This window comes from Ornithinimicrobium faecis, from assembly GCF_023923225.1.
Classification (GTDB): Bacteria; Actinomycetota; Actinomycetes; order Actinomycetales; family Dermatophilaceae; genus Ornithinicoccus; species Ornithinicoccus faecis.
Genome location: NZ_CP099489.1, coordinates 2896316 through 2922096 on the forward strand (window position 1 = coordinate 2896316; position 25781 = coordinate 2922096).

Consider the following 25781-nt stretch of genomic DNA (forward strand, 5'->3'; position numbering starts at 1 on the left):
AGACACCCCATCACGGGTGCCGTCGCATCGCAAGCACCGTTGCACCGCCGGCCCTCACCCGGGCCGCCGCCGGTCCTGGCGACCACCTACCGTTGAGCCATGACCCGAGCACTCATCATCGTGGACGTCCAGCTCGACTTCTGTGAGGGCGGCTCGCTGGCCGTGGAGGGCGGCACCGCCGTGGCTGCCGGCATCAGTGAGCACGTGGCCCGACACCGCGAGGACTACGCCGTGGTGGTGGCCACCGCGGACTGGCACATCGACCCCGGGGACCACTGGTCGGACGAGCCGGACTTTGTTGACTCCTGGCCGGTCCACTGCGAGGCCGAGACCGTCGGGGCCGAGTTCCGCCCTGAGCTGGCACCGGCCCTCGACCAGGTGCAGGCGGTCTTCCGCAAGGGGCAGTATGCCGCGGCCTACTCCGGCTTCGAGGGCTTCACCGACACCGCGGACCGCAGGATCGGACTGGCCGACTATCTGCGCGAGCGGGAGGTGACCTCGGTCGATGTCGTCGGCATCGCCACGGATCACTGCGTGCGCGCGACCGCCCTGGATGCTCGCACCGAGGGGCTGGACACCACGGTCCTGCTGGGCCTCACCGCTGGCGTCGCCCCGGACTCGACCACGGCGGCCCTGGCAGAGCTGCGGGCCGCGGGGGTCACCGTGCGCTCGTGAGGCTCAGCTCTGACGCTTGAACAGGGCGTAGAACGCGTAGAAGACGACGAAGAAGATCACGACGAAGATGGCTGAGTCGATGAGAGTCTGCATAACGTTCCTGTCCTGGGTCGAGTTGTCACGGCGTGCCGCCCGAGCCTAGTGCAGTAGCGTGCTCAGCGTGTCCATGGTGCCACCGTCGCTGTTCCACCGGCTGCTCGATGACGCCGCTGTCTTCCCTCCCGGCCTGGCGCCGGTCGAGGTGGCAGTGGCCGAGTTCCGCGAGCGAGCCAACGGGCCGTATGCCGAGCTCATCGGGCCACTGGTGATCGGCGCCGGGGCCGTGGGTGAGTTGATCGACGTCCTGCGCGAGGCCCCCTCGACTGCTGAGCCCCTGCCCGTCTGCGTGATCGCCCGCCGAGGCACGGAGCCCGTCATGCTGACCGAGGCCGTCGAGCGGCTCTCCCGTGAGGTCCCGCAGCAGGTCACCCTGACCGGTGTGGAGCTGGCCCACCGACGCGGGTGGCGCGATGCGCTCGCCTGGGAGGTGCCCATCGCCGTCGAGATCGGGCCGTCCACCGAGGCGATGCTCACCCAGATCGGTGACGTCGCTGAGGCCGCCCAGCACCACCGCGTGCGGGCCAAGCTGCGCACCCAGTCGACCCCGCAGGTGCCCCTGCCCCGCCCCGAGGTGCTGGCCGGGTTCCTGCTCGGCTGCGCGAGGCGGCGCCTGCCGTTCAAGCTCACCGGTGGCCTGCACCACGCCGTGCCCACCGACGTGCCGACGCCCGGTGGTGGGACCGAGCGTCAGCACGGCCTGCTCAACGTGCTGCTGGCGACCGAACTCGCGGTCCGACACGCACGCGGGGCCGCGACGGACATGGAGTCGGAGGCCGCCACGCCCCTGGAGCGGGTCGTGGCCACGATCACCGAACGGGACGCCGACTACCTTGTCCAGCGCGCCCGCGACCTGACCGACGACCAGGTGAGCGGCCTGCGGGAGCGCTTCACGGCATACGGCTGTTGCGGGGTGCTCGACCCGATCACCGAGCTGACCGCGCTCGGGCTGCTCAGCCCTGCTTCTTGACCACGTTGGTCTTGGCGGCCTTGTCGTTCAGCGACTGCTTCTTGTTGTCCCACAGCGGCCACAGACCGTTGAGGAGATTGAAGATCCCGGTGAAGTTGCCGATCCCCTGCACGCCCGACAGCAGGGTCGGGCCCTGCCACACCGCGCCACGGATCGCTGCAGTGGCCCAGGACAGCGGGCCGGCCTGCTCGCGCAGCCGCACCCGCAGACCGGTGGCGAGCTTGCCGACCGTGCCGCTGAAGAACTTCAGCATCAGGATCTCGTAGGCCAGGCCGAGCACGGCGATGATCAGGGAGACCATCGCGAAGTCGCCCACCAGGTCGGCGGGCATGGTCATCCCGCTGGAGTCATCCTCAAACCACGCCAGGTAGTTGTCCATGAAGTCCGGCACCAACACCATGGCCAGTCCGCCACCGATGATGGCCACCACGATGGAGTCGAGGATCCGGGCCAGGAAGCGCATGCCCCACGCGGCGATGGGCTGCCCGTCGGGTGTCGTCGGACCGGTCACCGTGCCGGTGTAGCCACCGCCGGGCATCGGCTGGCCCCACCCGCCCTGCTGCGGGCCGTAGGGGTTGTTCTGCTGGTCCTGCGGAGCGCCATACTGCGGCGAACCGTAGGTCGGGTACTGCGGTGCCCCCTGCTGGTCCTGCTGACCGTAACCCGGCTGTCCGTAGCCCTGCTGGCCCTGCTGTCCGTAGCCCTGCTGGCCCTGCTGTCCATAACCCTGCTGGTCCTGTGGCGCTCCCGGCGCGCCGTACTGCGCGCCCTGACCGGCCCCCGCCTGCTCGAGACCGGGCTTCTGCCGCGGGCTCGTGTGCTCGGTCCACGTCACACCGTCCCAGTAGCGCAGGAGGTTGGCGTCCTGCGGGTCGTCGTACCACCCTGCCGCACGTGTATTCATGCCTCTAGCCTCCCACGGACGGGCGGTTCCTATGACCACCACACGGGGAAGTTGCCTGTGGATGAACGGAGCGGTGAGCCCGCGGGCTCTGTCATCGTGGCGCCCACACCGGATAGGGGGCACCATGGAGGTTATGACCGACCTGATCCAGATGCCGCACGGCCGGACCTTCACTGCCGCGGACCTGGAGGCGATGCCCGATGACGGCAACCGCTACGAGATCATCGATGGGGCACTGATCGTGACCCCGTCTCCCGCCGTGCCCCATCAGCGGGTCGTCGGCAACCTCTACGTCATCCTGCGCGACGGGGTGCCCGACGCACTGGAGGTCATGCTGGCCCCTCTCGATGTCACCGTGAGTGATCTCACCGTCCTGCAGCCCGACCTCCTGGTGGCCACGCGCGCGGCGCTGGCGGAGCGAAAGATGCTCGGGGTGCCCGTGCTCGCCGTCGAGGTGTTCTCCCCCAGCACGCGTTTGATCGACCTCAACCTCAAGAAGGCCGCTTTCCAGGAGGCCGGTGTCGCGCACTACTGGGTGGTCGACCCGGAGCGTCCGTCGATCACCGCCTGGGAGTTGTCGGGCACCGAGTTCACCGAGCGGGCCACGGCCACCGGCCAGACGACCTTTCAGGTGCAGTCCCCGGTCCCGGTGCGGGTGAGTCCCGCAGACCTGGTGCGCTGACCGGCCTGCCGTATGCCGTGTGGTCCGGTCAGCGGACCCGTCCGCCGAGCGATCATCGGCCTGGGTGGGTCAGCGGCGGCCGACGAACCAGCGGCGGATGGCGTCGATGCGCTGGGTGACCTGCTCGCTGCTCGCCGTGGCCAGCTCTGGGCCACCACAGGAACGGCGCAACTCGGCGTGGACGATCGCGTGGGGTTGGCCAGACTTGGAGGCATAGGCGGAGACCAGTTTGTTGAGCTCCTTGCGGTGCTCGGCCAGGGCGCGGTGCGCGGAGACCCGCTCGGCGGCCTGACGCCCGCCGCCGTTCTTGACCTGCTTGCGCTGCCGGTCCCGCAACACGTGAGCCACCTGGTCGGGCTCGAGCAGCCCGGGGAGCCCGAGGTAGTCCTCCTCCTCCTGGCTGCCGGGCAGAGCCCCCAGCCCGAACTGCTCGGCGTCGAAGAGCACGTGGTCGAACAGGGCGTCGGACTCCAGCGCCTCGAACGAGCCCTGCTCGGGGTCCAGGGCCTGCTCGGTGGCGTTGGCCTCGGCCAGCAGATTGTCCTCGGGCGTCCAGTCCAGGCCGTCCTCGTCGGTGCGCTTCTTGTTCAGGGCGTGATCGCGCTGCAGCTCCATGGATCCGGCGTGCGCCAGGATCAGTTGCACGCTCGGCAGGAAGACCGAGGCCGTCTCACCGCGCCGGCGGGCCCGCACGAAGCGGCCGATCGCCTGCGCGAAATAGAGCGGGGTCGAGGTGGAGGTCGCATAGATCCCGACGCACAGGCGCGGCACGTCAACGCCCTCGGAGACCATCCGCACGGCGACCATCCACCGCGCGTCGCTCTCCGCGAACTCCTCGATCCGCCGGGAGGACCCGTTGTCGTCGGAGAGGACCAGGGTCGGCTTCTCCCCCGTGAGCTCGGCCAGCTGTCGGGCGTAGGCGCGCGCAGAAGCCTGGTCGCCGGCGATCACCAAGCCACCTGCGTCGGGGACGCCGCGGCGCACCTCGGTCAGACGCTTGTCCGCGGCCGACAGCACGGTGGGGATCCACTCGCCGCCCGGGTCCAGGGCAGTGCGCCAGGCCTGCTTGGACAGGTCCTTGGTCAGCGCCTCGCCCAGCTGCGCGGAGATCTCGTCGCCTGCCCTGGTGCGCCACCGCATGCTGCCGCCATAGGCGAGGAACAGGACCGGGCGCACGACGCCGTCACGCAGTGCCTCCGCATAGCCGTAGGTGTAGTCCGCCTCAGAGCGCAGGACACCCTCGTGGTCCATCTGGTAGCGCACGAACGGGATCGCGGCGGTGTCGGAGCGGAACGGGGTGCCGGTCAGGGACAGGCGCCTGGTGGCTGGCTCAAAGGCCTCCCGGATCGCCTCGCCCCAGCTCAGGGCGTCGCCACCGTGGTGGATCTCGTCGAGGATGACCAGCGTCCTGGCCGTCTCGGTGCGCGCCCTGTGCAGCAGGGGCTTGCTGGCCACCCCCGCATAGGTGACGGCCACACCGTGAAAGTCGGCCGAGTGTCGACCGTTGACATTGGCGAACCGTGGGTCGATGTTGATGCCCACGCGCGCTGCGGCCTCGGCCCACTGGGTCTTGAGGTGCTCGGTCGGCGCCACCACGGTGACGCGCTCGATGATGCCGGCGTCCAGCAGCTCGGTGGCGACCTTCAGCGCGAAGGTCGTCTTGCCGGCCCCGGGAGTCGCCACGGCGAGAAAGTCGCGGGGGCCGTCGGTGAGGTATTGATCGAGGGCCGACTGCTGCCAGGCGCGCAGTTTGCCGGCGGTTCCCCACGCTGCCCGCTCGGGATAGGCGGGGGGCAGATGAGAGGCAGCTGAGGTGGACATCGCCGATCAGGATACGAGTTCTCGGTGACAGTTCTGAACCCGCTCGCAAACCCGCTGGTCGCCCGCGCGCCGTGGCGCGCTCAGCGGGTCAGCTCGGGCTGCGCGGACCGCCGCGAAGCGACCTCGTGCCCGACCAGCGCGAGGGCAAACAACGCTGCTGCAGCCGCGACAACACCCAGGGCTGACCCGACATAGGCGGTGGCGAGTTCGGAGCGCTCCGTCAGCTCCGCAACCGTTGCCAACAACTCGTGGGTGCGGACCAGCGTGATGACCCCCATCGCCCCACAGACCAGCGCGCCCAGCCCGAGCAGGCCGGAGACGGCCTTGACCGCACCGGGCACGCCACGGTCCGGTCCCGCATGCTCCGGGCGGGCGAGCGCCGCGACCATCGTCGTCACACCGGCCCACGCCAGCACGACGGTGAAGGCGGCGATCACATCGGAAGGGCGGTGCCAGGCGCCGATCATGGTGGAGACCCCCGTGGTCGCCGCGTAGGCACCACCGAGGACTGCCACCAACGGTCGCGCCGACCGCGGCACGGCGAGCAGCAGGGCCACGGCGACACTGGCCGCGACCGTGGTGTGACCGCTCGGCAGGGAGTTGTCCCGCAGACTGATGGCCTCCACCAGGTCAGGACGATCCAGGATCAACTTCTTCAGCACCTGGGTCGTCAGGTTCGCACCGCCGATCAGGAGCGACACCTGGACCAGCAGCACCCACCGCTGGCGAGCGAGAGCGACGGCCCCCGCGACGATCAGGACGAGGATGAGGAAGGGCACCGAGACGATCTGCAGGACCGGCTCGGCCGCGGTCCACAGGGTGCGCCGGCCGATGCGCGAGCCGGAGAACGCCGCCTCATCGAGTCGCTGGCCGCTGGCCGTGGCCACGAAAAAGCCCCAGCTCAGCCACGTGCCCACCACGCCGAGGAGCAGCATGGTCGCACCCCACCACAGGCCCGCTGTGCGCGGCACGGCGGACAACAGGTGGTGCAGGCCGGGACCGGACCCGACGCCTCGCTCAGAGCGGGTCCCCGGCCCCACGAGACCTATTCGCCGCCGTCCTGGGGTGCGCGCAGACCGTCGTGGATCTCCTTGCACATGGGGCACACCGGAAACTTGTTGGGGTCCCGCCCGGGCACCCAGATCTTGCCGCAGAGCGCGACGACGGGGTCACCCGACATCGCGCTCTCCATGATCTTCTCCTTGCGCACATAGTGCGCAAACCGCTCATGGTCACCCGGCTCACTCAGCCGTGGATCGGTGCTGGTGTCCTCCCGCTCCAGGACCGCGGTCTGGGTGGACGGCCCGCTCGGGGCCTCGGGGGCGTCCAACGGCTGCTGCGACATGCTCGAGAACATGAGGACATTCTAGCGGCGTGGGCGCGCGAAGCTCAGTTGTGCTCGGGGTGCTGGGTGTAGTTGGCGAGCAGGGACAGCGAGTTGCGCTGGCGCACCAGGACGTCGCGCCACAGGTCTGCGGACTCGTGGAACGGGTCGCGGGGCTCGCGCTCGACGACATACCAGGCCCCGTCGATCAGCTCCTCCTCCAGTTGCCCCTCGCTCCAGCCCGCATAGCCGACAAAGATGCGCAGGCCGGCGATCTCGGGCACCACGACGGGTGGCGGCGCATCGAGGTCGACGAGGGCCAGTCCCCCGAACAACATGGAGATGCCCAGCGCCTCGGTGTGGGCCGCCACGCCCCCGGGCACACTGACCAGGCCCATGGCCGAGTCCGTCTGCACCGGCCCACCCTGGAAGAGGACCCCGGGAGGTGTCACATGCGGCTGCCAGTCCGGCAGGACGGCCCGCACGGGGGCTTCCATCGGCTTGTTGAGGGTGACGCCGGTGGCGCCGTTGTCGTCGTGGTGGAGGACGAGCACCACCGAGCGCTCAAAGAACTGCCCGGTCAGTGGCGTGGCGACCAGCACCTGACCGGCCAGCGACGACGGCTCCTCCTGCGCGGTCACGGGGCGACCCTCACGGCGTCGGGCTCAGTCACCGCAGACCCCTCGCCGCGTCGGCGCACCAGCATTACGAGCGCACCGGCCAGGGCGATGCCGACCAGGTCGGCGAGCGTGTCCCACGCGTCGGGTGTGCGGGTGGAGGTGAGCAGCCCCTGCAGGGGCTCGCTCAGCACGGCATGCAGGAGTATGCCGAGGCTCACCGGCCACGCGCCCAGCACCAGGGCGAGGGCGAACGGAAGCCCGAACAGCAGGGCGTGGGCGACCTTGTCCTGCCCGACGAAGAACGGCTCCCCCTCGGAGGGGACGAGCAGGTAGAGCCCCCAGACCTGCGCCAGGAGCAGGGTGAGCAGCAGGAGCCAACCCAGCCCACGGCATACGGCCTGCATGTGATCAGGAGGTGGCTTCGAGACGCTCCCGGGCGACCTTCTCCACAGCCTGCGCCACGCACTTGCTGACCTTGGGGTTGAAGACGCTGGGGATGATGTAGGTCGGGTTGCGCTCCTCGGCCCCGACCACGTCGGAGAGCGCGATCGCGGCCGCGAGGAGCATCTCGTCGGTGATGTGGTCGCTCTGGGCATCCATCAGCCCGCGGAAGACACCCGGGAAGACCAGCACGTTGTTGATCTGGTTGGCGAAGTCACTGCGGCCGGTGGCCACCACGGTGGCGTGCTCTGCAGCGTCGGCCGGGTCAACCTCGGGGGTCGGGTTGGCCATCGCAAAGACGATCGCGTCCTCGCCCATCGTGGCGATGTCGTCGCCGGTGAGGATGTTGCCCGCGGAGACACCGATGAAGACATCCGCACCGACCAGGGCCTCCTTGAGCGAGCCCTGGAGCCCGCCGCGGTTGGTCTGGGAGGCGATCCAGGCCATGTTGGCGTTGTCGCCGCGGGCGATGTCCTCACGCTCGCCGTGGAGGACGCCGTGTACGTCGGAGACGATGACGTCGGTGGCCCCCGCCATGATCAACAGGCGCAGGATGGCCGTCCCCGCGGCCCCCGCCCCGGAGAGCACGATCTTGACCTCGGACAGCTCCTTGTCGACCACCCGGAGTGCGTTGCGCAGGGCGGCGAGCACGACGATCGCCGTGCCGTGCTGGTCGTCGTGGAACACCGGGATGTCGAGCTCCTCGCGCAGGCGCCGCTCGATGTAGAAGCAGCGCGGGGCCGAGATGTCCTCGAGGTTGATGCCGGCGAACCCCGGCGAGATGGCCTTGACGATGCGGACGATCTCGTCGGCGTCCTTGGTGTCCAGCACGATCGGGAAGGCGTCGACGTCGGCGAAGCGCTTGAACAGCGCTGCCTTGCCCTCCATGACCGGCATCGCCGCGAGCGGGCCGATGTCCCCCATGCCCAGGACCGCGGTGCCGTCGGTGACCACGGCGACGGTGTTGCGCTTGATGGTCAGGCGGCGGGCGTCCTCCGGGTTGTCCACGATCGCCTGGCAGATCCTGGCGACACCGGGGGTGTAGACCATCGACAGGTCGTCACGGTTGCGGATCGGCTGCTTGGACTCCACGCTCAGCTTGCCACCGAGGTGCATCAGGAAGGTGCGGTCGCTGACCTTGCCGATCTCGACGCCGCGCACCGTGCGCATGGCCTCGACGATCTGCTTGGCGTGGGCCTCGCCCCAGGTGGCGATCGTCAGGTCAGTCCGCAATCGCTCGGCACCGGACTCGGCGATGTCAACCGCCGTGACCATGCCCCCCTCCTTCTCGATGACGGTCGTGAGCTCGCCGACGACGGTTGCCCGTGCGGGGATCTCGAGGCGGACGGTGATCGAGTTGGAGACTGACGGCGCGAAACCCATAACTGCCATTGTTGCCCATCGGTGGGTCCGCGCAGCCCAGGCGCCCGGCATGTGATCAAGATCGCCCTCGCCGCGCTTCGGGGAATGTCTGGCCAGAGGGTGCCGTTGGACCCGTCATGAGCACGATGGAACTGACACGAGAGAACCTGGACCAGACGCTGTCCGACAACGAGATCGTCCTGATCGACTGGTGGGCGTCCTGGTGCGGACCGTGCCGCGCCTTCGCACCGGTCTATGAGCAGGCCGCCGAGAAGCACGACGACGTCGTGTTCGGGAAGGTCGACACCGAGGCGCAGCAGGAGCTCGCCGCCGGTGCGCAGATCACCTCGATCCCCACGGTCATGGGCTTCCGCGACGGCATCCTGCTCTTCGCGCAGCCTGGCGTGCTGCCCGCAGCCGGGCTGGAGAGCCTGATCAGTCAGCTCAAGGAGCTCGACATGGACGAGGTGCGCGCCAAGTTGGCCGAGGCTGAGTCCGAGATGGCTGGCGACCAGCCGCAGGGCTGAGCACCCCGACTGAGGGTTGCGTCCTCCCAGACGCTCTCAATCCTCAGAGCACCGTCCCGGCTGATTCGTCCAGCACGACACCTCCCCGAACGGCGACGCGCCCTTGGAGCACCACCGTGCTGACACCACTGGCCAACTGCCACGGATCTGCATACGTCGAGTGGTCGGAGACCGTGTCCTGGTTGAACACAACCAGGTCAGCAATCGCCCCGGGGCGCACCACGCCACGCTCGCCAACCGCCATCCGGGATGCTGGCAGGGACGTCATCTTGCGGACCGCTTCCTCAAGGCTGAGCACACCCTTGGAACGGACGTAGCGCCCGAGGACCCGAGCAAAACTGCCGAAGCTACGCGGGTGGGACAGCCCGTCACCTGACGCGGCAAGTTCCCAGCCGTCGGAGACGACCGACACCAAGGGGTGGCGCAGGGCTGCCTCAAGGTCCGACTCGGCCATGGCGTGGTTGATGATAGAAACAGCGCCTTGGTGCTCCTCCAGGACGGATAAGAGGGCTTCCGCCGGCTCCCACCCCTCCTCCTCAGCGAGGTCAGAGATCGAGCTGCCGACGGCCGCTGAGAACTTCCCGGGTGGCATGCCAGCCAAGACAATCCCTGCGGGGTCGATCTCGCCAGCAAGTCGGGTCGCCACCTCCTCACGGATCAACTGCCGCTGTGACGGATCCGCCAGTCGCCGGAGAAGTTCCGCAGTGCCACCATCAAGCGCCCAATAGGGCAGGCGCGAGGCGAGCGTCGTGCTGGATGCCGTGTAGGGATAGACGTCGGCACCAACATTCACGCCCTGCGCCACCGCCTGGTCGATGAGTTCCAGGACCTGCTCGACCTTGCCGTGGTTCCGCTGGCCCATCGCTTTGATGTGCGAAACCTGCAGAGTGACCCCTGTGCGACGAGCGGTCCCGATCGCCTCTTCCACGGCACCAAGGACACCATCGGTCTCGTTGCGCACATGGCTGGAGTAGGTCAGGCCGCACTCGGCCGCCGTCGCCACCAGAGCTTCGACCTCGTCCTGGCGGGCATACGAACCAGGCACGTAGATCAGCCCAGTGCTGAAACCAACTGCGCCCTGCTCCGCTGCCTCTCGGAGCAACGAGCACATCTGCTCCAACTCGGACGCGGTCGGGGGCCGATCAGCCGTGCCCATCGCTGCCACCCGCAGCGCGCCGTGTCCGACCTGCAGGGCAACGTTCACGCCAGGACCGGAGGCAGCGACGGAATCCCGAAACCCAGCCAGATCGCGCCAGTTCCAGGACAGTTCGGGCCGCAAGAACGACGATGTCGAGGCAAGAGCGTCGACGTCGACGACAGGAAAGGGAGAGTGCCCGCAATTCCCCGCGACCAAAGTCGTGACGCCCTGCGCCAGTTGGGTCTCCGAGCGTGGGTGGGACTCCACCCTGAAATCTGCGTGGGAATGGATGTCGATGAACCCCGGGGCCAACACCTCGCCCTGCGCATCGATCACGTTGGCGGCGGGCAGGTCTGCCGTGGCGACCTCCACGATCCGGCCGTCTGCGACACCGACGGAGGCCCTCCTGCCGGGCCCCCCGGTGCCATCCACCAGCCAGGCGTTGTTGATGGCCAGCTCGATCATCCACACTCCTTGTCCACGGTGGCCATCGTTTCATGGGCGGAGACTCACTCGCCTTGACCCAGACCGGCCCGTCTCCTCAGCAACACTCGCCCGGCCACGCCCTTGCCTGACGGGCCATGGTTGTCATGCGCGTCACCGGGACTAACATGGCTGGGCTCTGTCCCCGAACGCCCTCTCAACGGCGACCACTGGAAAGGGTCCAATGACCGACACCACGTCCGAAGCATCAGTGACGGGCCTCGACCGGAAGGCGAAGGTCGGCTGGAGTCTGGCCGGGGCGGCCGTTGTTGTCGCCCTCTGCGTCGCCATCTTTGATCAGGGAGCGCTCGGGCTGTGGGGGCTGTTGCCCATCGTGGTGTATGCCCTCCTGGCCCTGCTGGAGCTCAACATCTTGTTGAGCACCTTCATCGCGATGGTGACGGCGATGATCCTCGCGCGGTTGAGCCTGCTCGACATCGGGACCGCGCTGGCGGACTCGATGGGGTCCTTCATCACCGTGGTCGGCATCATCATCCTGCTGGGCGCTGGAGTCGGTGCGATTGCCAACGCAACGGGTGCAGCCCAGGCGTTGGTTTCCTCGGTCATGAAGGTTGCGGGCACCGAATCGACGACGCGGACCCAGCTCGGGATCGTCTTGGCGGCCATCCTGATTGTCGGCTCGCTCGGGACGCTGGCCGGCGGTAACTCCATCATCGCGCCCCTGGTCATCCCCCTCGCTGCCGCGGCCTCGCTCTCTCGCCCGGCCACAGCCGTGACGTTGCACACCGCTGGGGCAGCCGGCCTGGTTCTCGGCCCGTTCACGCCCCCGGTCGTGACCATCATGGGGGCAGCCGACATCTCCTACTCGGAGTATCTCTTCGGCGCTGGACTCCCTCTGGCAGCGGTCTTCGTCATCGTCGGGTTCGTCATGACCCGGGTGCTGAATGCGCGCACGAGAGATGAGACGTATGGCGAAGAGGACCTCGCCGATCTGACATCGCCGGCCGACCAACCTGCGCACGCTCGCACCGCAGCAGCCGCGTTCATCGGCACGATTCTGGTGATGACCGTGATCGGCATCGTCATCCAGGCTGGCTATGTCTATGCCATCGTCGTCATGCTCACCACGGCGCTGACCACCAGCATTGCTGGTCGACTCGATCCCTCACACGCCGTGACGACGTTCTGTCGTGGCGCGGGGACCCTGCTCTGGTTGTTCTTCATGTTCTGGTTCTTCGACGTCATCCTGGTGATCGTCGAGAATTCGGGGGCCTATCAGGTCCTCTTGGATGCTGTGGCTCCGGCGATGCAAGACGCCGGACCGTGGCCCTTCCTTATGTTGACCCTGCTCGTCGGGTGGATTGGCATCGCTGGTGCTGCAGTCGCTCAAGTGGTCCTGATCGACAAACTCTTCGCGCCACTCGCCGCGTCATTGGGCATCCCTCCCATCGCCTGGGCTGCGGCCCTCCTCGGCGGAAGCCAGATAGATTGGTTCGGCCCGTTCCCGAACGGTGACATGGTGGGACAGATGGGCATCGCTCGCTCCCAGAACCTCAAGGCCATGCTGATCGCTGGGTGGACGGTCATGACCGTGAGCGTCTTCGTCCTCGCCGCGCTGTTCTGGATCTTGTTGTGAGTTCGACACTGGACCTTTGGCACCACCAGCTTCAGCACGTCGATGGTGAATGGTCACTCTGCGCCCTGGGCCAAGGCGTCGACCTCAGGGACAACGCGGATGTCCGCCATCCCTCCGCGAGCATCATCAAGCTCCCGATCATGGCCACGGTCCTGGACAGGGTTCGCGCCGGGCACCTGGGCCTCTCCGACCGCGTCGACATCGGTCCATCCGACCGGGTTGGGGGTGCCGGTGTCTTGCAGCACCTGGACGTGGCATCGCTCACGGTGCTGCAGTCCCTCTCGTTGATGATCACCATCAGCGACAACGTGGCGACGAACGCTCTCATCAACCACCTGGGGCTGGCGGAGTTTCGTCAGGCGTGGGGCCATCCGCTCTTCGAGGGTTTCGAGCTGAATCGCCTCATGATGCACGCTGCCAGCACGCCGGAACAGGACAATTTCGCCTCGGCGGCCGCTGCCGTCCGGCTCCTGCTTGACCTCGACGACAAGGCCAGCTCGGGCGACGACTGTGCGCAACTGGCCCTAGACATCTTGGGGCAGCAGCAGATTCGAGACCGCATCCCGAGTCTTCTGCCCGACGACGTGACGTGCCTGAACAAGACCGGCGAGCTGGTCGGCACGCGGCACGACATCGCTCTGCTCCGTCGTGGTGGGGCCACGACAGCCGTCGCCATGCTGTCTAGCGGTGTGTCCGGGGTGGCCGCAAGCTCCGGCGGCGGAGTCCCTGCTCACATCATGGGCCGAACCGCAGCTGCCCTTGTCCAGGAGTTCACACCCACGGTTCACCCTGGTTAGGTGTCCTGTCCAGGGCCACTCGTGGCGTCTCTTGGGTCCAACTGTTGCGGGCACCCACGGCCGTGGTGCGGGCTTCGTTCGCGCGGCCACGCTGCTTGACGCAGGTCAAGGACTCCCGATGAGACACCTCCTAACCTGAGGACATCACGAGAACAGGGAGACGTGCAGATGACCGACCTATCGACCGCCGCGCAGCTCGCCCCGATTCTCGAGCGAGTCCACGGCGCCCATCACCCTGAACTCACCCGGATCCGCGAGCTGACCCAGCAGATCGCGCAGTCCGCCGATGGCGCAGCGACCACGATTCTGTTCCGCGAGCTGCGCGCGATCACGAACTACTACTCCGTCCCCAGCGATGGCTGCGAAGCCTTCGTGGTGACCTATGGGTCCTTGAGATCAGCCGACATGAAGCACTCCAGGAGGGACCCACGATGAGGGAGACCGTTGAACTGGCTGAGGGCGCTGCGCTCGTCATGAAACGGATGGTGGGCACCGACGGGACAGCATTTCCCGCGCACACAGCCTCGCTCGAGTCGGCGCTGGTCATTGTTGAGGGCTCCTGCAGCATCACGTTCGCCGATGCCGTTCACGAGTTGGGCGTTGGCGACACTTTCGTGGTGCCAGCGGGCGAGGTCCACCACGTCGCCGGCACCCCAGACTTTGCCGCCGTCCACGTGATGCCGAGGGACATCCGCTTCAACTTCATCGTCTGACGATGCTGACCGGCCACCGCACGTAACTCCCGAAGTCCCCTGTTAACGCGGGCCTCCGGGAGCTACGTGCCAAATTGCGATCACTCAGCGCGGGCCCACTGCTCTGCGTTCCAGACAACACCGGTCTGGCTGGCGTTGAGGATCACGTTGTCGATCGTCGAGTCATAGGCGATGACGCCCGGGTGCGCGAAGATCGGGATGCTGTGCAGCGTGTTCCACGCCTCGGTCTCGATGATGGCCAGCTGCTCCTTCTGGACATCCTCGTCCAGGGTGGTGGAAATGGTGTTCCACGCCTCGTCAGCAGCCTCGTTGACCCAGCCGCCCATGTTGCCGGCGCCATCAATCTCATACCAGAAGGCCGAGCCGGTGACGGTGCCAGAGCCCGCCCACGCGAACAGGGCGATCTCCCAGTCACCAGAGGAGAGGACGTCACCCAGACCCGGGGCCGAGGCGTCAATAATGTTGAAGCCGACCTGGTCACAGGACGCCTTGATGAGAGCCACGATGTCGACACGACGCTGGTTGCCCGCGCCATAACCGATGCGGATCTCGGTGCCCTCCTCGAGACCGGACTCGGCGAACTTCTCCTTCGCCAACTCCAGGTCAACCTCGTCGTAACGACCGTCGTAGATGGCCGCGACGTGCTCGTCGTAGCCCTCCTGGAACGGGAACACCTCGCGGGAGTTCATGACCACCGCGTCCTCGGTGATCGGCTTGATCAGGTTGTCCACGATCTGCTGACGCGGCACGCAGTGGGCGAACGCCTCGCGAGCAGCCAGACCACCCTGCGCCTCAGCCCACGGGCTGTCCTCGGCGAAGTTGAAGTCGAGGTGCTCGAACGTCATCGTGTCGCCGGTCTCCATGGTGACGGAGTCGCCGAGGGCCTCGATCTGCTGCACCGTGTCCACGGTGGCCTGCGGCTCGATGATGTTGAGGTCACCGTTGCTCAGGGCCTGGACGTGGGTCTCCGGGTTCGCGAAGCGAAACGTCAGGTTCGACGTGGCCGGCGGCGGGCCCCAGTAGCTCGCGTTCGGGCCGAGCGTGATGTATTCACCGACGCTCCACTCGGCGCCGCCTGCGGGGTCGATGCTGTAGGGGCCGCTGGACAGCGCGATGGCCGGGTCCGGCAGCGTCTTGTCCGGGGAGAGCCAGCCGGTGTTCCAGAACTCGGCGGCCGGTGCGATCGCGTCGACGTCACCCTCCTGGATCGCGGTGACGAGCTCCTCGGAGGTCATCCCGCTCGCCTCAGCGGCGATGTGCGCTGGCAGGGCCCCACCCACGCTGAGCTCCCAGTCCGGATAGGGCTCGGGGTACTCGACCGTGAAGGTCTTGCCGTCCAGCTCACCCTGCGGACCCTCTGGCACGTAGAGGCCGAAGTCGCTGGCAACCGTGTTGAACACCGGCTCCTCGCCCTCTGCCAGCTCGCCGTAGATCGACGGCGGGTTGTTGGAGGCCCAGTCGAACAGGAAGTCGTTGTAGGTGACCGGCGTGCCGTCCTCCCAGACCGCCTCGTCGGAGATGGTGTACTCGACGGTCAGCGGGTCCTCGGAGACCATCTCATAGGAACCGAAGTCGGTGTCCGGGTAGATGGTGCCGTCGGTGCCGTAGTACCAGAAGCTGCTCCCCAGCCGGCCGGAGACCACCTGGTTGTAGACGGAGTTGGTCTCTGGCGTGTTTGCATTGAGTCCAACCCACTCGTCAGCGCCGACCGAGAAGAAGATGTTGTCTTCCTTGGTGGTGATCTCACCAAGGTCCGGCTTGGCGGAGTCACCAGCAGGCGCGGCATCCTCGCCGCCACCAGAGGTCGCTTCGCTTTCGTCCTCCCCACCGGGAGCGGCAGACTCGCCGCCGTCGTCCTCCGAGCCCTCTTCGCTGCCCTGGCTGTCGTCCTGCGTCGGGTCCTCTTCCTCAGACCCGGACGTGCAAGCGGACAGCACCAGGGCTCCCGCGGCCACAATCGCCATGGTTGTGCGCCTGATCTTCAATGTTCCTCCAATGACGATTTGACTGTTTAGCCCCAACGAGTACCGTTCAGTTAGAGTGTACACAGACGGAGGGCTCGGGGGTAGAGGCGGCGCCACTTCATGGCGCTGCTGCGAAAGGAAGGAGCGAACCAGTGGTGATCGACAGCATGGGACCACACGCAGCGACTGGCCAGGTGCTCGTCAACTGCTCCGTCTTCGACGGGACAGGAGACAGTTCACTCTCAGACCAGGCCATCTGGATCCGCTCCGACGGCACGGTGGCCTTGGTCGGTGACCGGCAGGACGTGATGGACGCCGCCGGCGCCAACCCGGAACCAACCACGGTGGTGGATCTCGCAGGCGGCTATGTGATGCCCGGCCTGATCAATATGCACGTCCACCTGGGCCTGGCACTCCCCGGGGCGATGAGCGCCTCCCTCGACCGCGACAACCCTGCGGCTCTCGCACTGCAGATGGCCGGCAATGCGCGGCGCACCCTGCTCGCGGGTGTCACCACGGCGCGACTGGTCGGCGAGACCGACTACACCGACTTCACCTTGCGCCGCGCGATCCGGGCCGGGACGGTGCCGGGGCCGCGGCTGTTCACTGCCGGTCACGCACTGTGCTGCACCGGCGGTCATGGACACGACTCTGACGGGCTGGAAGCTGACGGGGCCGACGGCTTCCGTCGGGCCACGCGCGAGCAGTTGCGCGCTGGCGCCGACCTGATCAAGGTGTGCGTCTCTGGCGGTCTCGCCGGGGAGCACGAAGCGATCGAGACCCCGCAACTGACCGACGACGAACTCTCCGCGGTCGTCACCACAGCCCACGATTGGCGCCGGACCGTCACCGCTCACGCCGGGCCGGCTGACGTCATCGAGCGGGTGCTCGCGCTCGGTGTGGACGGCATCGAACACGGCTATCAGCTCACCCCGGAGGTCGCCGCCGAGATGGCGCGTCGCGGCACCTGGTATGTGCCGACCATCACGGTCAGCCGGTGCCGAGAGTTCTTCGAGGAGCACCAGGTGCCCGCTTGGATGATGGAGCGAGCCCTGGGCGCTGGCCCGCGACACTGGGAGAGCCTCCAGCACGCCATCACCGCCGGGGTGCGGATCGTGCTGGGCAGCGACATGCCACCTGATGCCCCCTTTGACGGCACCACCGCCACGGTGCGGGAGATGGAGTTCATGGCCGAGGCCGGCATGACGCCGGGCGACGTGCTCCGGGCAGCGACCAGCCGGGCTGCTGAGTGGCTCGGCGTCTCGGGGCAGATCGGCACCCTGACCCCCGGGGCCGTGGGTGACCTGCTGGTGCTGGATGCCGACCCCGCCGCCGATGTCTCCGCGCTGCGCACCATGCACGCCGTGGTCCAGGGCGGGCGAGCCGTGCGGGACGATCGTGGCCACTGGGCCAAGGGGAGGACTGCGTGAACAACGACTGCGCGAAGGGCGACCCTGCGGACGGCGCCGTGACCGAGCTCTACGACCTGCGGGTGGTCGTGGACCGCATCGAGGGGCGGTCAGTGTGCGGCCTGGAACCCGGTGACTATTTCGAAGTCACCGAGTCGAACCGGGTGCGCGTTCCCGAGGGCAAGCACTTCTGCCTCTATGCGATGGCCGCCGCCCTCCCCCTGTTGCCAGCGAAACAGCGGCCCCTGCGCAAAGGCGACTGGATGGCGCGTGACTCCGAGGTCGCCTGCCCCGACCCTGAAGAACGCCTGATCATGCGGATCGAGCGCACCGGTCAGCGGAGCATCCCGACGGAGGACCTGACGTGAGCGCCGAGCAGCCCCACGCCGATCGGGCCGTCTCCCTGGCGCTGCAGTCGGACAAGACAACCCGCGACTACGCCGCGCTGGCACAGCGGATCGAGGGGTGGGGCTTTGACGGTCTGTCGATCTACGGCGACCTGGGCTATCAGCCACCGGTTCCGGCCCTGATGACGACCGCAGCCCACTCTGAGCGGCTGCGGCTCGGCCCGGCCTGCCTCAACCCGTTCACGACTCATCCCGTGGAGGTGGCCGGACAGATCGCGGCCCTGGACGAGGCCAGTGGAGGCCGTGCCTACCTCGGGCTCACCCGCGGGTCCTGGCTCTCCGACCTGGCCCTGCCGCAGGACCGGCCACTGGCTGCTCTCCGGGACACCATCGAGATCGTCCACCGGCTGCTCTCGGGCGACACCAGTGGCTACGTCGGTGCCGTGCACCGGATCGAGCCAGGCTTCCGGCTGCGCTACACGCCGCTGCGGCCCCGGGTGGACATCCTGCTCGGGGTGTGGGGCCCCAAGGGCGCGGCCCTGGCAGCCGAGGTCGCCGACGAGGTCAAGATCGGCGGCAGCGCCAACCCCGACATGGTGAGGTTGATGTCGGGGTGGCTTGCCGAGGGCGGCCGCAGCACTGGGCGGGACTCGGTTGAAATCGGGCTGGTGGCGGGGGCCGTGACCGTGGTGGACACCGACGGCGAGGCCGCCCGCGAGAAAGCACGAACCGAGGTCGCGATGTATCTGGATGTCGTGGCCAAGTTGGACCCCACCGTCACCGTTGACCCAGACCTCCTGGCCGAGATGCGCATCCTGCTGGCCGAGGACCGACACCAGGACGCCGGTGCCCTGGTGCCCGACGACCTGCTGGACCGGTTCGCGTTCGCCGGCACCCCGGAGCAGGTGGCAGCCCAGGCCGCGGGGCTCTTCGAGGCCGGGGCGACCCGGGTCGAGTTCGGGACCCCGCATGGGCTCGAGTCCGGCACCGGCATCGACCTGCTCGGCTCCGAGGTGCTCCCCCGCCTCCGCGACATCACCGCCGAACACTCCACGACCGACCGACTCCACGCCGACATCATCTGAGGACCCATGACACACCGCACCGTCACCGCTGTCGCCGACGACTACGTCGCCGCGCTCGCCGCCCTCGATCCGTCGGCCGCAGAGGCCCTCGGTCAAGAGTCCGACCTCGTCATCCCCGACCTGTCGCCCGGGGTGTTCGACGACCAGCTGGCGCTGGCCCGCCGCACCCTTGCTGACCTGGGTTCCGCCACCGAGACCGACCCCGACGAGCGGGTGCTTCGGATCGCGATGACCGAGCGGCTGACCAACAACATCGCGCTGGCCGAGTCTGGCTTCACCACGCGGTTGCTGGCGCCGCTGGCGACACCCGTGCACGGGGTCAAGCAGATCTTCGACAACCTCCCCGCCAGTGACGCCGACGAGACGGCCCGCTTGCTCCGCAACCTGGAACAGGTGCCGACCGCGCTGCAGCAATATCGGCAGACCCTCACCGCCGCGGCCGACCAGGGGTTTGTGGCACCCGCGCGACAGGCCCGGCTCGTCGCCGAGCAGGCCCGAGGCTGGGGTGATCCCGACGTCGGCTATTTCCGGACCCTCGCTGACGACGCGGCTGGTGTCGCAGCGGACGCAGAGGCCATGTCCCGAGCCGGTGCTGCTGCGGCGGCCGCGTGCGTCGACCTGGCCCACTGGCTGGAGACCGAACACGCTCCCCGCGGATCGGCGCAGGACGGGGTCGGCCGCGAGTTCTATCAGGTCACCTCCAGGGCCTTCCTCGGCGCCGAGATCGACCTCGAGGAGACCTACCAATACGGCTGGGACCGGCTGACCGCTCTCACCGCCGAGGTGGACCAGTTGACCCAAGAGATCAGCGACGAAGGCCCCACTGCCGCGATGGAGACGCTGGACGACCGCCCTGGCCAGCGACTGCCGGTCGGCCCCGAACTGGTCACCTGGATCGAGGACCGGATCACCTCAAGCATCGAGACCCTGGACGGCACCGTCTTTGACCTGCCACCGGAGGTGCGCAACTGCGAGGGTCGGCTGGCCACCCCGGGTTCGGGCGTCATCTACTATTCACCGCCGGACGTGGGGCTCACCCGGCCCGGCCGGGTCTACTGGTCCACGCCCCCGGACGCCGACGACGCGCCGGTCTGGCGCGAGGTCAGCACCGTGCACCACGAGGGCGTGCCTGGCCATCACCTGCAGTACTCGGTCACGATGACTCAGGACCACCTGCACCCGTGGCAGCGTTACCTCTGCCACATCCACGGGTATGCCGAGGGCTGGGCCCACTACACCGAGGGCCGAGCCGAGTCCTGGGGCTTGGTGCACGACGAGGGCGAGCGCCTCAGCGTCCTCTTGGCCCAGCGCTGGCGTGCCGCCCGGATCGTGGTCGACCTCGGCCTGCACCTGGACCTGCCGATCCCGGCAGACAACGGGGTCACCTCCGCCTCCCAGTGGAGTCGTGAGGTCGGCCAGGACGTGCTGGTGACGGTGGCCGGGATGGACCGGCACACAGCGGTCTTCGAGGTCGACCGCTATCTCGGCTGGCCCGGCCAGGCGCTGGCGTTCTGTGTCGGGGCCCGGTTGTGGGAGCAAGCCCGTGACGCCGCACGACAGACGATGGGCAGCGACTACGACGAGAAGGCGTTCCACATGACGGCGCTCGGCCTGGGACCAATGGGCCTGGACCCGCTGCGATCGCTCCTGACCGAGCGGACGGTGCGCTGATGCCCGCGGCAGGGACCAGCGGCTCGCATCCCACGCTCGAGAACTACGCCACCTGGGTCCATGAGTCGGAGCCACTCTCCCCAGCGTCCGTCGCCCAAGGGCTGTGGCACGGCCAGTTGCCGTCCCGCGGCATCGACTCAGCCACCGACCGCGCCGAGCAGTTGCGCGGCTTCCTGCGCACCTTCGACGACGTCAGTGTCGAGACCGACGATGACCGGCTCGACCTGGCCACGTCCCGCATTGACGCCACCCACCGGTTGCGCGAGTTGGAGGAGCAGCGCCCCTGGGCCCGCGTGCCCTACCTCTATGTCGAGGAGGCCGGCAACGCCCTGCAGAAGGCTCTGCAGGCCGGCGAGCACGGTGAGGCAGACAGCGACGTGCTCGCCACCTGCCTGGCCGCGCTTCCGGACTACCTGGCCCACGCCGGACAGAACCTGGACGCCAAAGCCACTCCCCCGGCATACGTGGAGGCAGCACGCTCAGCCCTGACCGGACTGAACGACCTGCTCGACCAGGCCGATGCTGGGGCTGCGCCCCGCGATGCCGTGGCCGGCTTCTCCACCGCCCTGGAGGACCTGCAGGGGCGGGCCGCGGGCAGTTGGGCAGCGGGCCGGGACTACCTGGACCACTGCCTGAACGAATACTTCCTGGTGGACACGCCCGTGGACGAACTCGCGGACTGGGGCCATGAACAGGTCCGCAAGGACCAGGAGCGGTTGCGTGCCCACGCCGCACAGACCGACCCCGGTCGCGACTGGCAGCAGCAGATCCAGGATGTGCGGGCCGACCATCCGGAACCCGATGAGGTGCTGGACACCTATCGGATGGCCATGGAGCGCTCGCGGGCGCACACCCTTGAGCATGACCTGGCCACCATCCTGCCGGGTGAGGACTGCCGCATCGATGTGGTGCCAGACTTCTTGCGACCCACGGCCCCGATGGGGTTCATGGATCTGGCGCCAGCGTGGGGTCCGAGCCTGTCCAGCGCGCTGCGGATCACACCGATCCGCACTGTGGACGGCGCACCCGACCCCGACCATCTCGCGGAGAACTGCCACGCGCTGATCACCACGATCGCCGGGCATGAAACCTATCCCGGGCACCACCTGCAGCGCGTGCACCACAAGCGGGCCACCGAGGGCAACACCTCCATTCGGCGCACCTTCTTCTCGGCCCTGTTTGTCGAGGGCTGGGGCCTGTATGTCGAGGACATGATGCGCGAGACCGGCTATATGGACACCCCCGGGCTGGTGCTGTATGCCCTGCGCAACTCGCTGTGGCGCTCGGTGCGCGTCGTGGTGGACGTGGGGCTGCACACTGGCACGATGAGTCAGCGGGAAGCCGTTGACTATCTGATGAGCGAGGCGTCCCTGGGCCGCCACATCGCCGAGGGCGAGGTCCGCCGCTATATCCGCCACGACAACCCGTCCTACCCTTCCGCCTACGCGTTGGGGCGCGAAGGGTTCCATCGACTCCGCGCGGAGTGGGAACGGGCAGGCGGCTCGACCACGCCGCTGCGCGGTTTGCACGATGCCATAATGAGCTTCGGCAGCGTGCCGCACGCGCTCATCCGGGGCGACGTGCTGGCGCTGGCTGCTGGCAGCCGGTGACAACGGACGTGGCCGGAGAGGGGGCTGGCGCCATGAGCACACTCGGGACCCGACTGGGGGAGTTGCGCCGCAAACACGGCTACACGCTTCGGGCGCTCGCCGCCGAGGCGGGGGTGTCGCCGGCGCTGCTCAGCCAACTCGAGAACGGGACCACCGACCCGTCACTGTCCACGCTGCGCAAGTTGGCGGGCGTCTTCGACACGTCGATCGCGACCCTCTTCGGGGACCCGGATGCACCCCTGGTGCACCTCAGCGTCCCGGGCGAGCGGGTGCGTCTGACGGCGCCGACTGGCAACTTCGCCTACAACCGGGTCACACCAGGGCGCGGCGACCTTGAGGTGCTCCATGTCGTGATGGCGCCCGGGGATCAGAGCTCAGTCGAAGGATGGGCCCACCAGTCCACCGAGTGCGCCTATGTCATCGCAGGCGAGGTCACCGTGGAACTGTCCGGCGAGCACCGAGTGCTGAGCGCCGGGCACGCCCTGACGTTCGATTCCCAACTGCCACACCGCTATATCAACAACTCGAAGCGCGAGGCCGAGATGATCCTGTCGGTGACGCCCCCGACTCCCTGAGCGGATCTGGGGTCAGCCACCAGCGCCAAGACCATCGCCACCTCATGAGCAGGGCCATTCTCGGAGCCCACCCAGGAGTACAAGCGCTTCCTCCCATTGGCGAGTGAATACGCCTCTAGGCTTGCTGCCAGCATCGCCAACGAAAGTTACGAGCACGACAGGGACCGGGCACACGAGGTGTTCGCCGAGGACTTCGCCTTCGAGATGGGTGACAGTGGCCCAGACCTGCATGGCTCGCTGACGTCGTGACGGAGGGATGAGAACCACAACCCAATGGGTTGTTCCGTGTAGCGGACGCCGCCGCCAGGCGCCGCCTCCGCGATGAAAGGTGCCCCATGCCACTCCCGGTCTCGATCCTCGACCTTGCCACCGTCGCCCGTGACCAGACCGTTGCCGAGTCACTGGCCGGCATCGTGTCCCTGGCCCAAAAGGCGGAAGAGACCGGTTACAAGCGGGTGTGGTACGCCGAGCACCACAACATGGCGTCGATCGCGTCCTCGGCCACCTCAGTGCTCATCGCGCACGTGGCGGCCCACACCAACTCCATCCGGCTCGGCTCCGGTGGCATCATGCTGCCCAATCACGCCCCGCTGACGGTCGCCGAGCAGTTCGGCACTCTTGAGACCCTCCACTCCGGGCGGATCGACCTTGGCTTGGGTCGCGCGCCGGGCGGTGACCAGAACACGATGCGTGCGCTGCGACGGGATGCCGCCTCCGCTGAGACCTTCCCCCAGGACGTCCTCGAGCTGCAGGGGTACCTGCGCGGTCAGTCACGGATCCCGGGCGTCAACGCCTACCCAGGCAAAGGCACCGACGTCCCGCTGTACATCCTCGGCTCCTCGCTGTTCGGCGCCGGGCTGGCAGCCGCCCTCGGCCTGCCCTATGCCTTCGCCTCGCACTTCGCCCCCGCTGCGCTGCACGACGCGATCGCGCTGTATCGCCGCGAGTTCAAGGCATCCGAGCAGCTCGACGAGCCCTACCTCATCGCCGCCTACAACGTCTTCGCCGCCGACAACCAGGCCGATGCCGAGCGACAGCAGCAGGAGATCATGCGCACCCGGGTGGCGCTGCTCCTACGCCCGGGCACCGAGTACACGGACGAGCAGGCCGACGAGCTGCTCGACTCCCCACAGGCCCACCACCTGCACCAGATGATGACCTACAGCGCCGTCGGCACTCCCGACATCGTCCACAAGAAGGTCACAGACTTCGCCGAGCAGACCGGCGCCGACGAGCTCATCATCGCCCACCAGGGCCCCGGGTGCAGGAGAGGCTTCGGTCCGCCGAGCTTTTCGCCGAGGCCTACCTCACCTGAACGGCGCGACCCGTCTCGCGTCCTTCTGAGCGGAACGCTCCGCATGCGCCAAGGTTTCACGGACTGCTGGCACCTCGGGATGCGGTGGCACACGAAACCCCCAGTCCCCCTGTGCAACAGGGAGACTGGGGGTCTCGTGCAACAACCGTGTAACGTGCCCACCGCAAATGGTGGAGGTGGCGGGAATCGAACCCGCGTCCGCTGTCGGAAGACCAGGACTTCTCCGGGTGCAGTGCGCTATGGAGTTTCTCGGCCCCAGGGCTCGCGCGCACACGTTCCCTGACAGGCCCAGTTGAGTAAGAGTCCCACGTGATCCCCCAACATGATCACGCAGCAAGTTTCCTAGTTGATGCCAGACACTGAGTCGGAAACTAGCTCAGGCTGACAGACTTCGTGGCTCGCTCAGGCGGCGAGGGCGAAGTCGGTGCGCTTGGAATCGGCACCTAATAGTTTGCAAGGAACATTAACGAGTTGACCTTGCGTTCTCGACCCGCTTCTCCTGGAGTTGCGTACAACGTCGAAACCGATCACCCCCATGGAGCGGGGGCACGTCACACTGTGCAGTTGTCAAGCATCCGGCGTGGGGCTCGCGCCCTGTGCCAGAGGGTCCAGCCTACCTGTCAACGCCGACCCTGGCGAACAGATTCCCAGGTCGTCGTGCGATAGAGTCCTGCGCCGTGAACCCCTCCCCGCAACTCATGACCCTGCGCATGCTCTCAGGCGCCTTCATCGGCGGCATCGCCATCTTCACCGGCCTCATGGTCGTCGTCGCCCCTGAGGTCATCGTGCCCGAGCCCTGGGTGATCGCGGTGCTGCTCGGACTGGTGGCCGTGTCCGCCATCCTCTCGCTGGTGCTGGTGGGGACCTTGCCTGCAGCCGACCAGGGCACCACCATGTCCGAGGTGCTCCCCAAGGTGCAGTCCGTGCACATCATGCGGCTGGCCATCATGGAGGCCCCGGCGCTCCTCGCGGTGGTCCTGATGTTCCTGGGTGAGGAGCCGTCCTGGATCACCGTCGTCATCGCCGCAGTGCCCACGATCGTGCTGATGCTGTTGCTGGTCTTCCCGCACGAGGGCGTGCTGCGCCGCTACGAGCGCGCCCTCGACGCCGGCGGTGCCCGCACCCAGTTCACCGACAAACTGCTCGGCCGCGTCGCCTGACCTGACCGTATGCCGAGGGGCCGGGTCAGTTGACCCGGCCCCTCGGCATACGGGCAGGTGGTCGATCAGTCCCGGCCGTAGACCATCTGCACAAAGTGGTGGACCTGGTCCTCGGCGACATTGCGGGCCAGGTCAGACTCGCTGATGATGCCGACAACAGTGCCGTTCTCGACGACGGGCATCCGCTTGACCTGCTGGGTCCCCATCAGGTCTACGACCGTCTCGGCAGGCTCATCGGGCCCGATCGTGGAGACGATCCCCTGGGCCAACTCCCCCGCTTTGGTTGAGGCGAGGTCACGCCCCTCGGCGCAGGCTCGGACCACGATGTCGCGGTCGGTGATGATGCCGGTGAGGGCTCCGTCGGCCGTCTGGACGGGCAGTGAGCCCACCCCCAGATCGCGCATCAGGACAGCGGCCTCCGCCAGCGACTGGTCCTCGTTGAGGGTCTGGATCCCGCTGTTCATGATCTCGCGTGCAGTGCTCATCAAGGCTCCT

At 67.8% G+C, this 25781-nt stretch carries 25 protein-coding genes, 1 other RNA gene and 1 pseudogene; 16 read left to right on the plus strand and 11 right to left on the minus strand.

Annotated features, from left to right (window positions below; translation table 11 throughout):
- The first annotated feature begins 99 nt into the window (after positions 1–99).
- Both NF556_RS13535 and NF556_RS13540 read left to right on the plus strand, forming a co-directional pair.
- Positions 100–675, plus strand: coding sequence for an isochorismatase family protein (locus NF556_RS13535; RefSeq protein WP_252591442.1), 576 nt, complete (start codon positions 100–102; stop codon positions 673–675).
- A gap of 160 nt (positions 676–835) precedes the next feature.
- Complete coding sequence (locus NF556_RS13540) at positions 836–1741, plus strand: hypothetical protein (protein WP_252591443.1); 906 nt, start codon at positions 836–838, stop codon at positions 1739–1741.
- Here NF556_RS13540 and NF556_RS13545 read toward each other — a convergent pair.
- A complete protein-coding gene (locus NF556_RS13545) occupies positions 1725–2645 on the minus strand; it encodes an RDD family protein (RefSeq protein WP_252591444.1) in 921 nt (306 codons plus the stop codon). The genes NF556_RS13540 and NF556_RS13545 overlap by 17 nt on opposite strands.
- Positions 2646–2778: 133 nt before the next feature.
- Between NF556_RS13545 and NF556_RS13550 the strand changes: the two genes are divergently transcribed.
- Complete coding sequence (locus tag NF556_RS13550) at positions 2779–3327, plus strand: Uma2 family endonuclease (RefSeq protein WP_252591445.1); 549 nt, start codon at positions 2779–2781, stop codon at positions 3325–3327.
- 69 nt (positions 3328–3396) lie between these two features.
- Here NF556_RS13550 and NF556_RS13555 read toward each other — a convergent pair whose 3' ends face one another.
- From NF556_RS13555 to NF556_RS13580, 6 genes are all read right to left on the minus strand, one after another.
- Positions 3397–5148 (minus strand): DEAD/DEAH box helicase, encoded by a 1752-nt coding sequence (locus tag NF556_RS13555; protein ID WP_252591446.1) that lies wholly within the window; start codon positions 5146–5148, stop codon positions 3397–3399.
- A gap of 80 nt (positions 5149–5228) precedes the next feature.
- Complete coding sequence (locus tag NF556_RS13560) at positions 5229–6083, minus strand: phosphatase PAP2 family protein (protein ID WP_252591447.1); 855 nt, start codon at positions 6081–6083, stop codon at positions 5229–5231.
- A gap of 110 nt (positions 6084–6193) precedes the next feature.
- A complete protein-coding gene (locus NF556_RS13565) occupies positions 6194–6505 on the minus strand; it encodes a DUF3039 domain-containing protein (protein WP_252591448.1) in 312 nt (103 codons plus the stop codon).
- Between the two features lie 32 nt (positions 6506–6537).
- Positions 6538–7113 (minus strand): YqgE/AlgH family protein, encoded by a 576-nt coding sequence (locus NF556_RS13570; RefSeq protein WP_252591449.1) that lies wholly within the window; start codon positions 7111–7113, stop codon positions 6538–6540.
- Positions 7110–7496, minus strand: coding sequence for a VanZ family protein (locus NF556_RS13575; RefSeq protein WP_252591450.1), 387 nt, complete (start codon positions 7494–7496; stop codon positions 7110–7112). Before NF556_RS13575 ends, NF556_RS13570 begins: the two co-directional genes overlap by 4 nt.
- Before the next feature lie 4 nt (positions 7497–7500).
- Positions 7501–8916: an NAD-dependent malic enzyme gene (locus NF556_RS13580; protein WP_252591451.1), complete on the minus strand. Its 1416-nt coding sequence runs from the start codon at positions 8914–8916 to the stop codon at positions 7501–7503.
- Positions 8917–9032: 116 nt separating this feature from the next.
- On the opposite strand from NF556_RS13580, the gene NF556_RS13585 reads away from it, so the two are divergent.
- A complete protein-coding gene (locus NF556_RS13585; protein ID WP_252591452.1) occupies positions 9033–9422 on the plus strand; it encodes a thioredoxin family protein in 390 nt (129 codons plus the stop codon).
- Positions 9423–9465: 43 nt separating this feature from the next.
- Here the strand turns inward: NF556_RS13585 and NF556_RS13590 are convergent, their stop codons facing one another.
- Entirely contained in the window at positions 9466–11025 is a 1560-nt protein-coding gene (locus tag NF556_RS13590) for an N-acyl-D-amino-acid deacylase family protein (RefSeq protein WP_252591453.1), read from the minus strand.
- A 202-nt stretch (positions 11026–11227) separates the two neighbouring features.
- On the opposite strand from NF556_RS13590, the gene NF556_RS13595 reads away from it, so the two are divergent.
- The 4 genes from NF556_RS13595 to NF556_RS13610 all read left to right on the plus strand — a co-directional run bounded on the left by NF556_RS13595 (position 11228) and on the right by NF556_RS13610 (position 14150).
- Positions 11228–12640 carry a GntT/GntP/DsdX family permease gene (locus tag NF556_RS13595; protein WP_252591454.1) on the plus strand — a complete coding sequence of 471 codons (1413 nt, stop codon included), beginning with the start codon at positions 11228–11230 and terminating at the stop codon, positions 12638–12640.
- Complete coding sequence (locus NF556_RS13600) at positions 12580–13437, plus strand: serine hydrolase (RefSeq protein WP_252591455.1); 858 nt, start codon at positions 12580–12582, stop codon at positions 13435–13437. The genes NF556_RS13595 and NF556_RS13600 overlap by 61 nt, the downstream gene beginning before the upstream one ends.
- Before the next feature lie 168 nt (positions 13438–13605).
- Positions 13606–13872: a hypothetical protein gene (locus NF556_RS13605; protein ID WP_252591456.1), complete on the plus strand. Its 267-nt coding sequence runs from the start codon at positions 13606–13608 to the stop codon at positions 13870–13872.
- Complete coding sequence (locus NF556_RS13610) at positions 13869–14150, plus strand: cupin domain-containing protein (RefSeq protein ID WP_252591457.1); 282 nt, start codon at positions 13869–13871, stop codon at positions 14148–14150. The genes NF556_RS13605 and NF556_RS13610 overlap by 4 nt, the downstream gene beginning before the upstream one ends.
- A gap of 80 nt (positions 14151–14230) precedes the next feature.
- On the opposite strand, the gene NF556_RS13615 is transcribed toward NF556_RS13610, so the two are convergent.
- Entirely contained in the window at positions 14231–16114 is a 1884-nt protein-coding gene (locus tag NF556_RS13615; protein WP_252591458.1) for an ABC transporter substrate-binding protein, read from the minus strand.
- A gap of 152 nt (positions 16115–16266) precedes the next feature.
- On the opposite strand from NF556_RS13615, the gene NF556_RS13620 reads away from it, so the two are divergent.
- The 7 genes and pseudogenes from NF556_RS13620 (at position 16267) to NF556_RS13650 (ending at position 24126) form a co-directional block, all read left to right on the plus strand.
- Entirely contained in the window at positions 16267–17544 is a 1278-nt protein-coding gene (locus tag NF556_RS13620; protein ID WP_252591459.1) for an amidohydrolase family protein, read from the plus strand.
- A complete protein-coding gene (locus NF556_RS13625) occupies positions 17541–17891 on the plus strand; it encodes a TIGR04076 family protein (RefSeq protein ID WP_252591460.1) in 351 nt (116 codons plus the stop codon). Before NF556_RS13620 ends, NF556_RS13625 begins: the two co-directional genes overlap by 4 nt.
- Positions 17888–18955, plus strand: a complete 1068-nt coding sequence (locus tag NF556_RS13630; RefSeq protein WP_252591461.1) for an LLM class flavin-dependent oxidoreductase — start codon at positions 17888–17890, stop codon at positions 18953–18955. The genes NF556_RS13625 and NF556_RS13630 overlap by 4 nt, the downstream gene beginning before the upstream one ends.
- A gap of 6 nt (positions 18956–18961) precedes the next feature.
- Positions 18962–20626 (plus strand): DUF885 domain-containing protein, encoded by a 1665-nt coding sequence (locus NF556_RS13635; protein WP_252591462.1) that lies wholly within the window; start codon positions 18962–18964, stop codon positions 20624–20626.
- Positions 20626–22236: a DUF885 domain-containing protein gene (locus NF556_RS13640; RefSeq protein WP_252591463.1), complete on the plus strand. Its 1611-nt coding sequence runs from the start codon at positions 20626–20628 to the stop codon at positions 22234–22236. Before NF556_RS13635 ends, NF556_RS13640 begins: the two co-directional genes overlap by 1 nt.
- Before the next feature lie 32 nt (positions 22237–22268).
- The gene (locus NF556_RS13645) at positions 22269–22811 is read left to right on the plus strand and encodes a helix-turn-helix domain-containing protein (protein WP_252591464.1); all 543 of its coding nucleotides are present in this window, start codon (positions 22269–22271) and stop codon (positions 22809–22811) included.
- 335 nt (positions 22812–23146) lie between these two features.
- Positions 23147–24126, plus strand: a pseudogene (locus NF556_RS13650) (LLM class flavin-dependent oxidoreductase).
- Between the two features lie 168 nt (positions 24127–24294).
- Here the strand turns inward: NF556_RS13650 and ssrA are convergent.
- Positions 24295–24661: a transfer-messenger RNA gene (gene ssrA, locus NF556_RS13655) on the minus strand.
- 142 nt (positions 24662–24803) lie between these two features.
- Between ssrA and NF556_RS13660 the strand changes: the two genes are divergently transcribed.
- Positions 24804–25286, plus strand: a complete 483-nt coding sequence (locus tag NF556_RS13660) for a hypothetical protein (protein ID WP_252591465.1) — start codon at positions 24804–24806, stop codon at positions 25284–25286.
- Between the two features lie 65 nt (positions 25287–25351).
- Here NF556_RS13660 and NF556_RS13665 read toward each other — a convergent pair whose 3' ends face one another.
- Entirely contained in the window at positions 25352–25771 is a 420-nt protein-coding gene (locus tag NF556_RS13665; protein WP_252591466.1) for a CBS domain-containing protein, read from the minus strand.
- Positions 25772–25781: the final 10 nt, after the last annotated feature.

What these genes read in the sequence shown, in the direction of transcription:
- NF556_RS13535 (WP_252591442.1), top strand. Translation starts at nt 100, where the DNA reads ATGACCCGAGCACTCATCATCGTGGACGTCCAGCTCGACTTCTGTGAG.
- NF556_RS13545 (WP_252591444.1), bottom strand. Translation starts at nt 2,645, where the DNA reads ATGAATACACGTGCGGCAGGGTGGTACGACGACCCGCAGGACGCCAAC.
- NF556_RS13550 (WP_252591445.1), top strand. Translation starts at nt 2,779, where the DNA reads ATGACCGACCTGATCCAGATGCCGCACGGCCGGACCTTCACTGCCGCG.
- NF556_RS13555 (WP_252591446.1), bottom strand. Translation starts at nt 5,148, where the DNA reads ATGTCCACCTCAGCTGCCTCTCATCTGCCCCCCGCCTATCCCGAGCGG.
- NF556_RS13560 (WP_252591447.1), bottom strand. Translation starts at nt 6,083, where the DNA reads ATGCTGCTCCTCGGCGTGGTGGGCACGTGGCTGAGCTGGGGCTTTTTC.
- NF556_RS13565 (WP_252591448.1), bottom strand. Translation starts at nt 6,505, where the DNA reads ATGTTCTCGAGCATGTCGCAGCAGCCGTTGGACGCCCCCGAGGCCCCG.
- NF556_RS13575 (WP_252591450.1), bottom strand. Translation starts at nt 7,496, where the DNA reads ATGCAGGCCGTATGCCGTGGGCTGGGTTGGCTCCTGCTGCTCACCCTG.
- NF556_RS13580 (WP_252591451.1), bottom strand. Translation starts at nt 8,916, where the DNA reads ATGGGTTTCGCGCCGTCAGTCTCCAACTCGATCACCGTCCGCCTCGAG.
- NF556_RS13585 (WP_252591452.1), top strand. Translation starts at nt 9,033, where the DNA reads ATGAGCACGATGGAACTGACACGAGAGAACCTGGACCAGACGCTGTCC.
- NF556_RS13590 (WP_252591453.1), bottom strand. Translation starts at nt 11,025, where the DNA reads ATGATCGAGCTGGCCATCAACAACGCCTGGCTGGTGGATGGCACCGGG.
- NF556_RS13595 (WP_252591454.1), top strand. Translation starts at nt 11,228, where the DNA reads ATGACCGACACCACGTCCGAAGCATCAGTGACGGGCCTCGACCGGAAG.
- NF556_RS13605 (WP_252591456.1), top strand. Translation starts at nt 13,606, where the DNA reads ATGACCGACCTATCGACCGCCGCGCAGCTCGCCCCGATTCTCGAGCGA.
- NF556_RS13610 (WP_252591457.1), top strand. Translation starts at nt 13,869, where the DNA reads ATGAGGGAGACCGTTGAACTGGCTGAGGGCGCTGCGCTCGTCATGAAA.
- NF556_RS13615 (WP_252591458.1), bottom strand. Translation starts at nt 16,114, where the DNA reads ATGGCGATTGTGGCCGCGGGAGCCCTGGTGCTGTCCGCTTGCACGTCC.
- NF556_RS13635 (WP_252591462.1), top strand. Translation starts at nt 18,962, where the DNA reads ATGACACACCGCACCGTCACCGCTGTCGCCGACGACTACGTCGCCGCG.
- NF556_RS13640 (WP_252591463.1), top strand. Translation starts at nt 20,626, where the DNA reads ATGCCCGCGGCAGGGACCAGCGGCTCGCATCCCACGCTCGAGAACTAC.
- NF556_RS13645 (WP_252591464.1), top strand. Translation starts at nt 22,269, where the DNA reads ATGAGCACACTCGGGACCCGACTGGGGGAGTTGCGCCGCAAACACGGC.
- NF556_RS13665 (WP_252591466.1), bottom strand. Translation starts at nt 25,771, where the DNA reads ATGAGCACTGCACGCGAGATCATGAACAGCGGGATCCAGACCCTCAAC.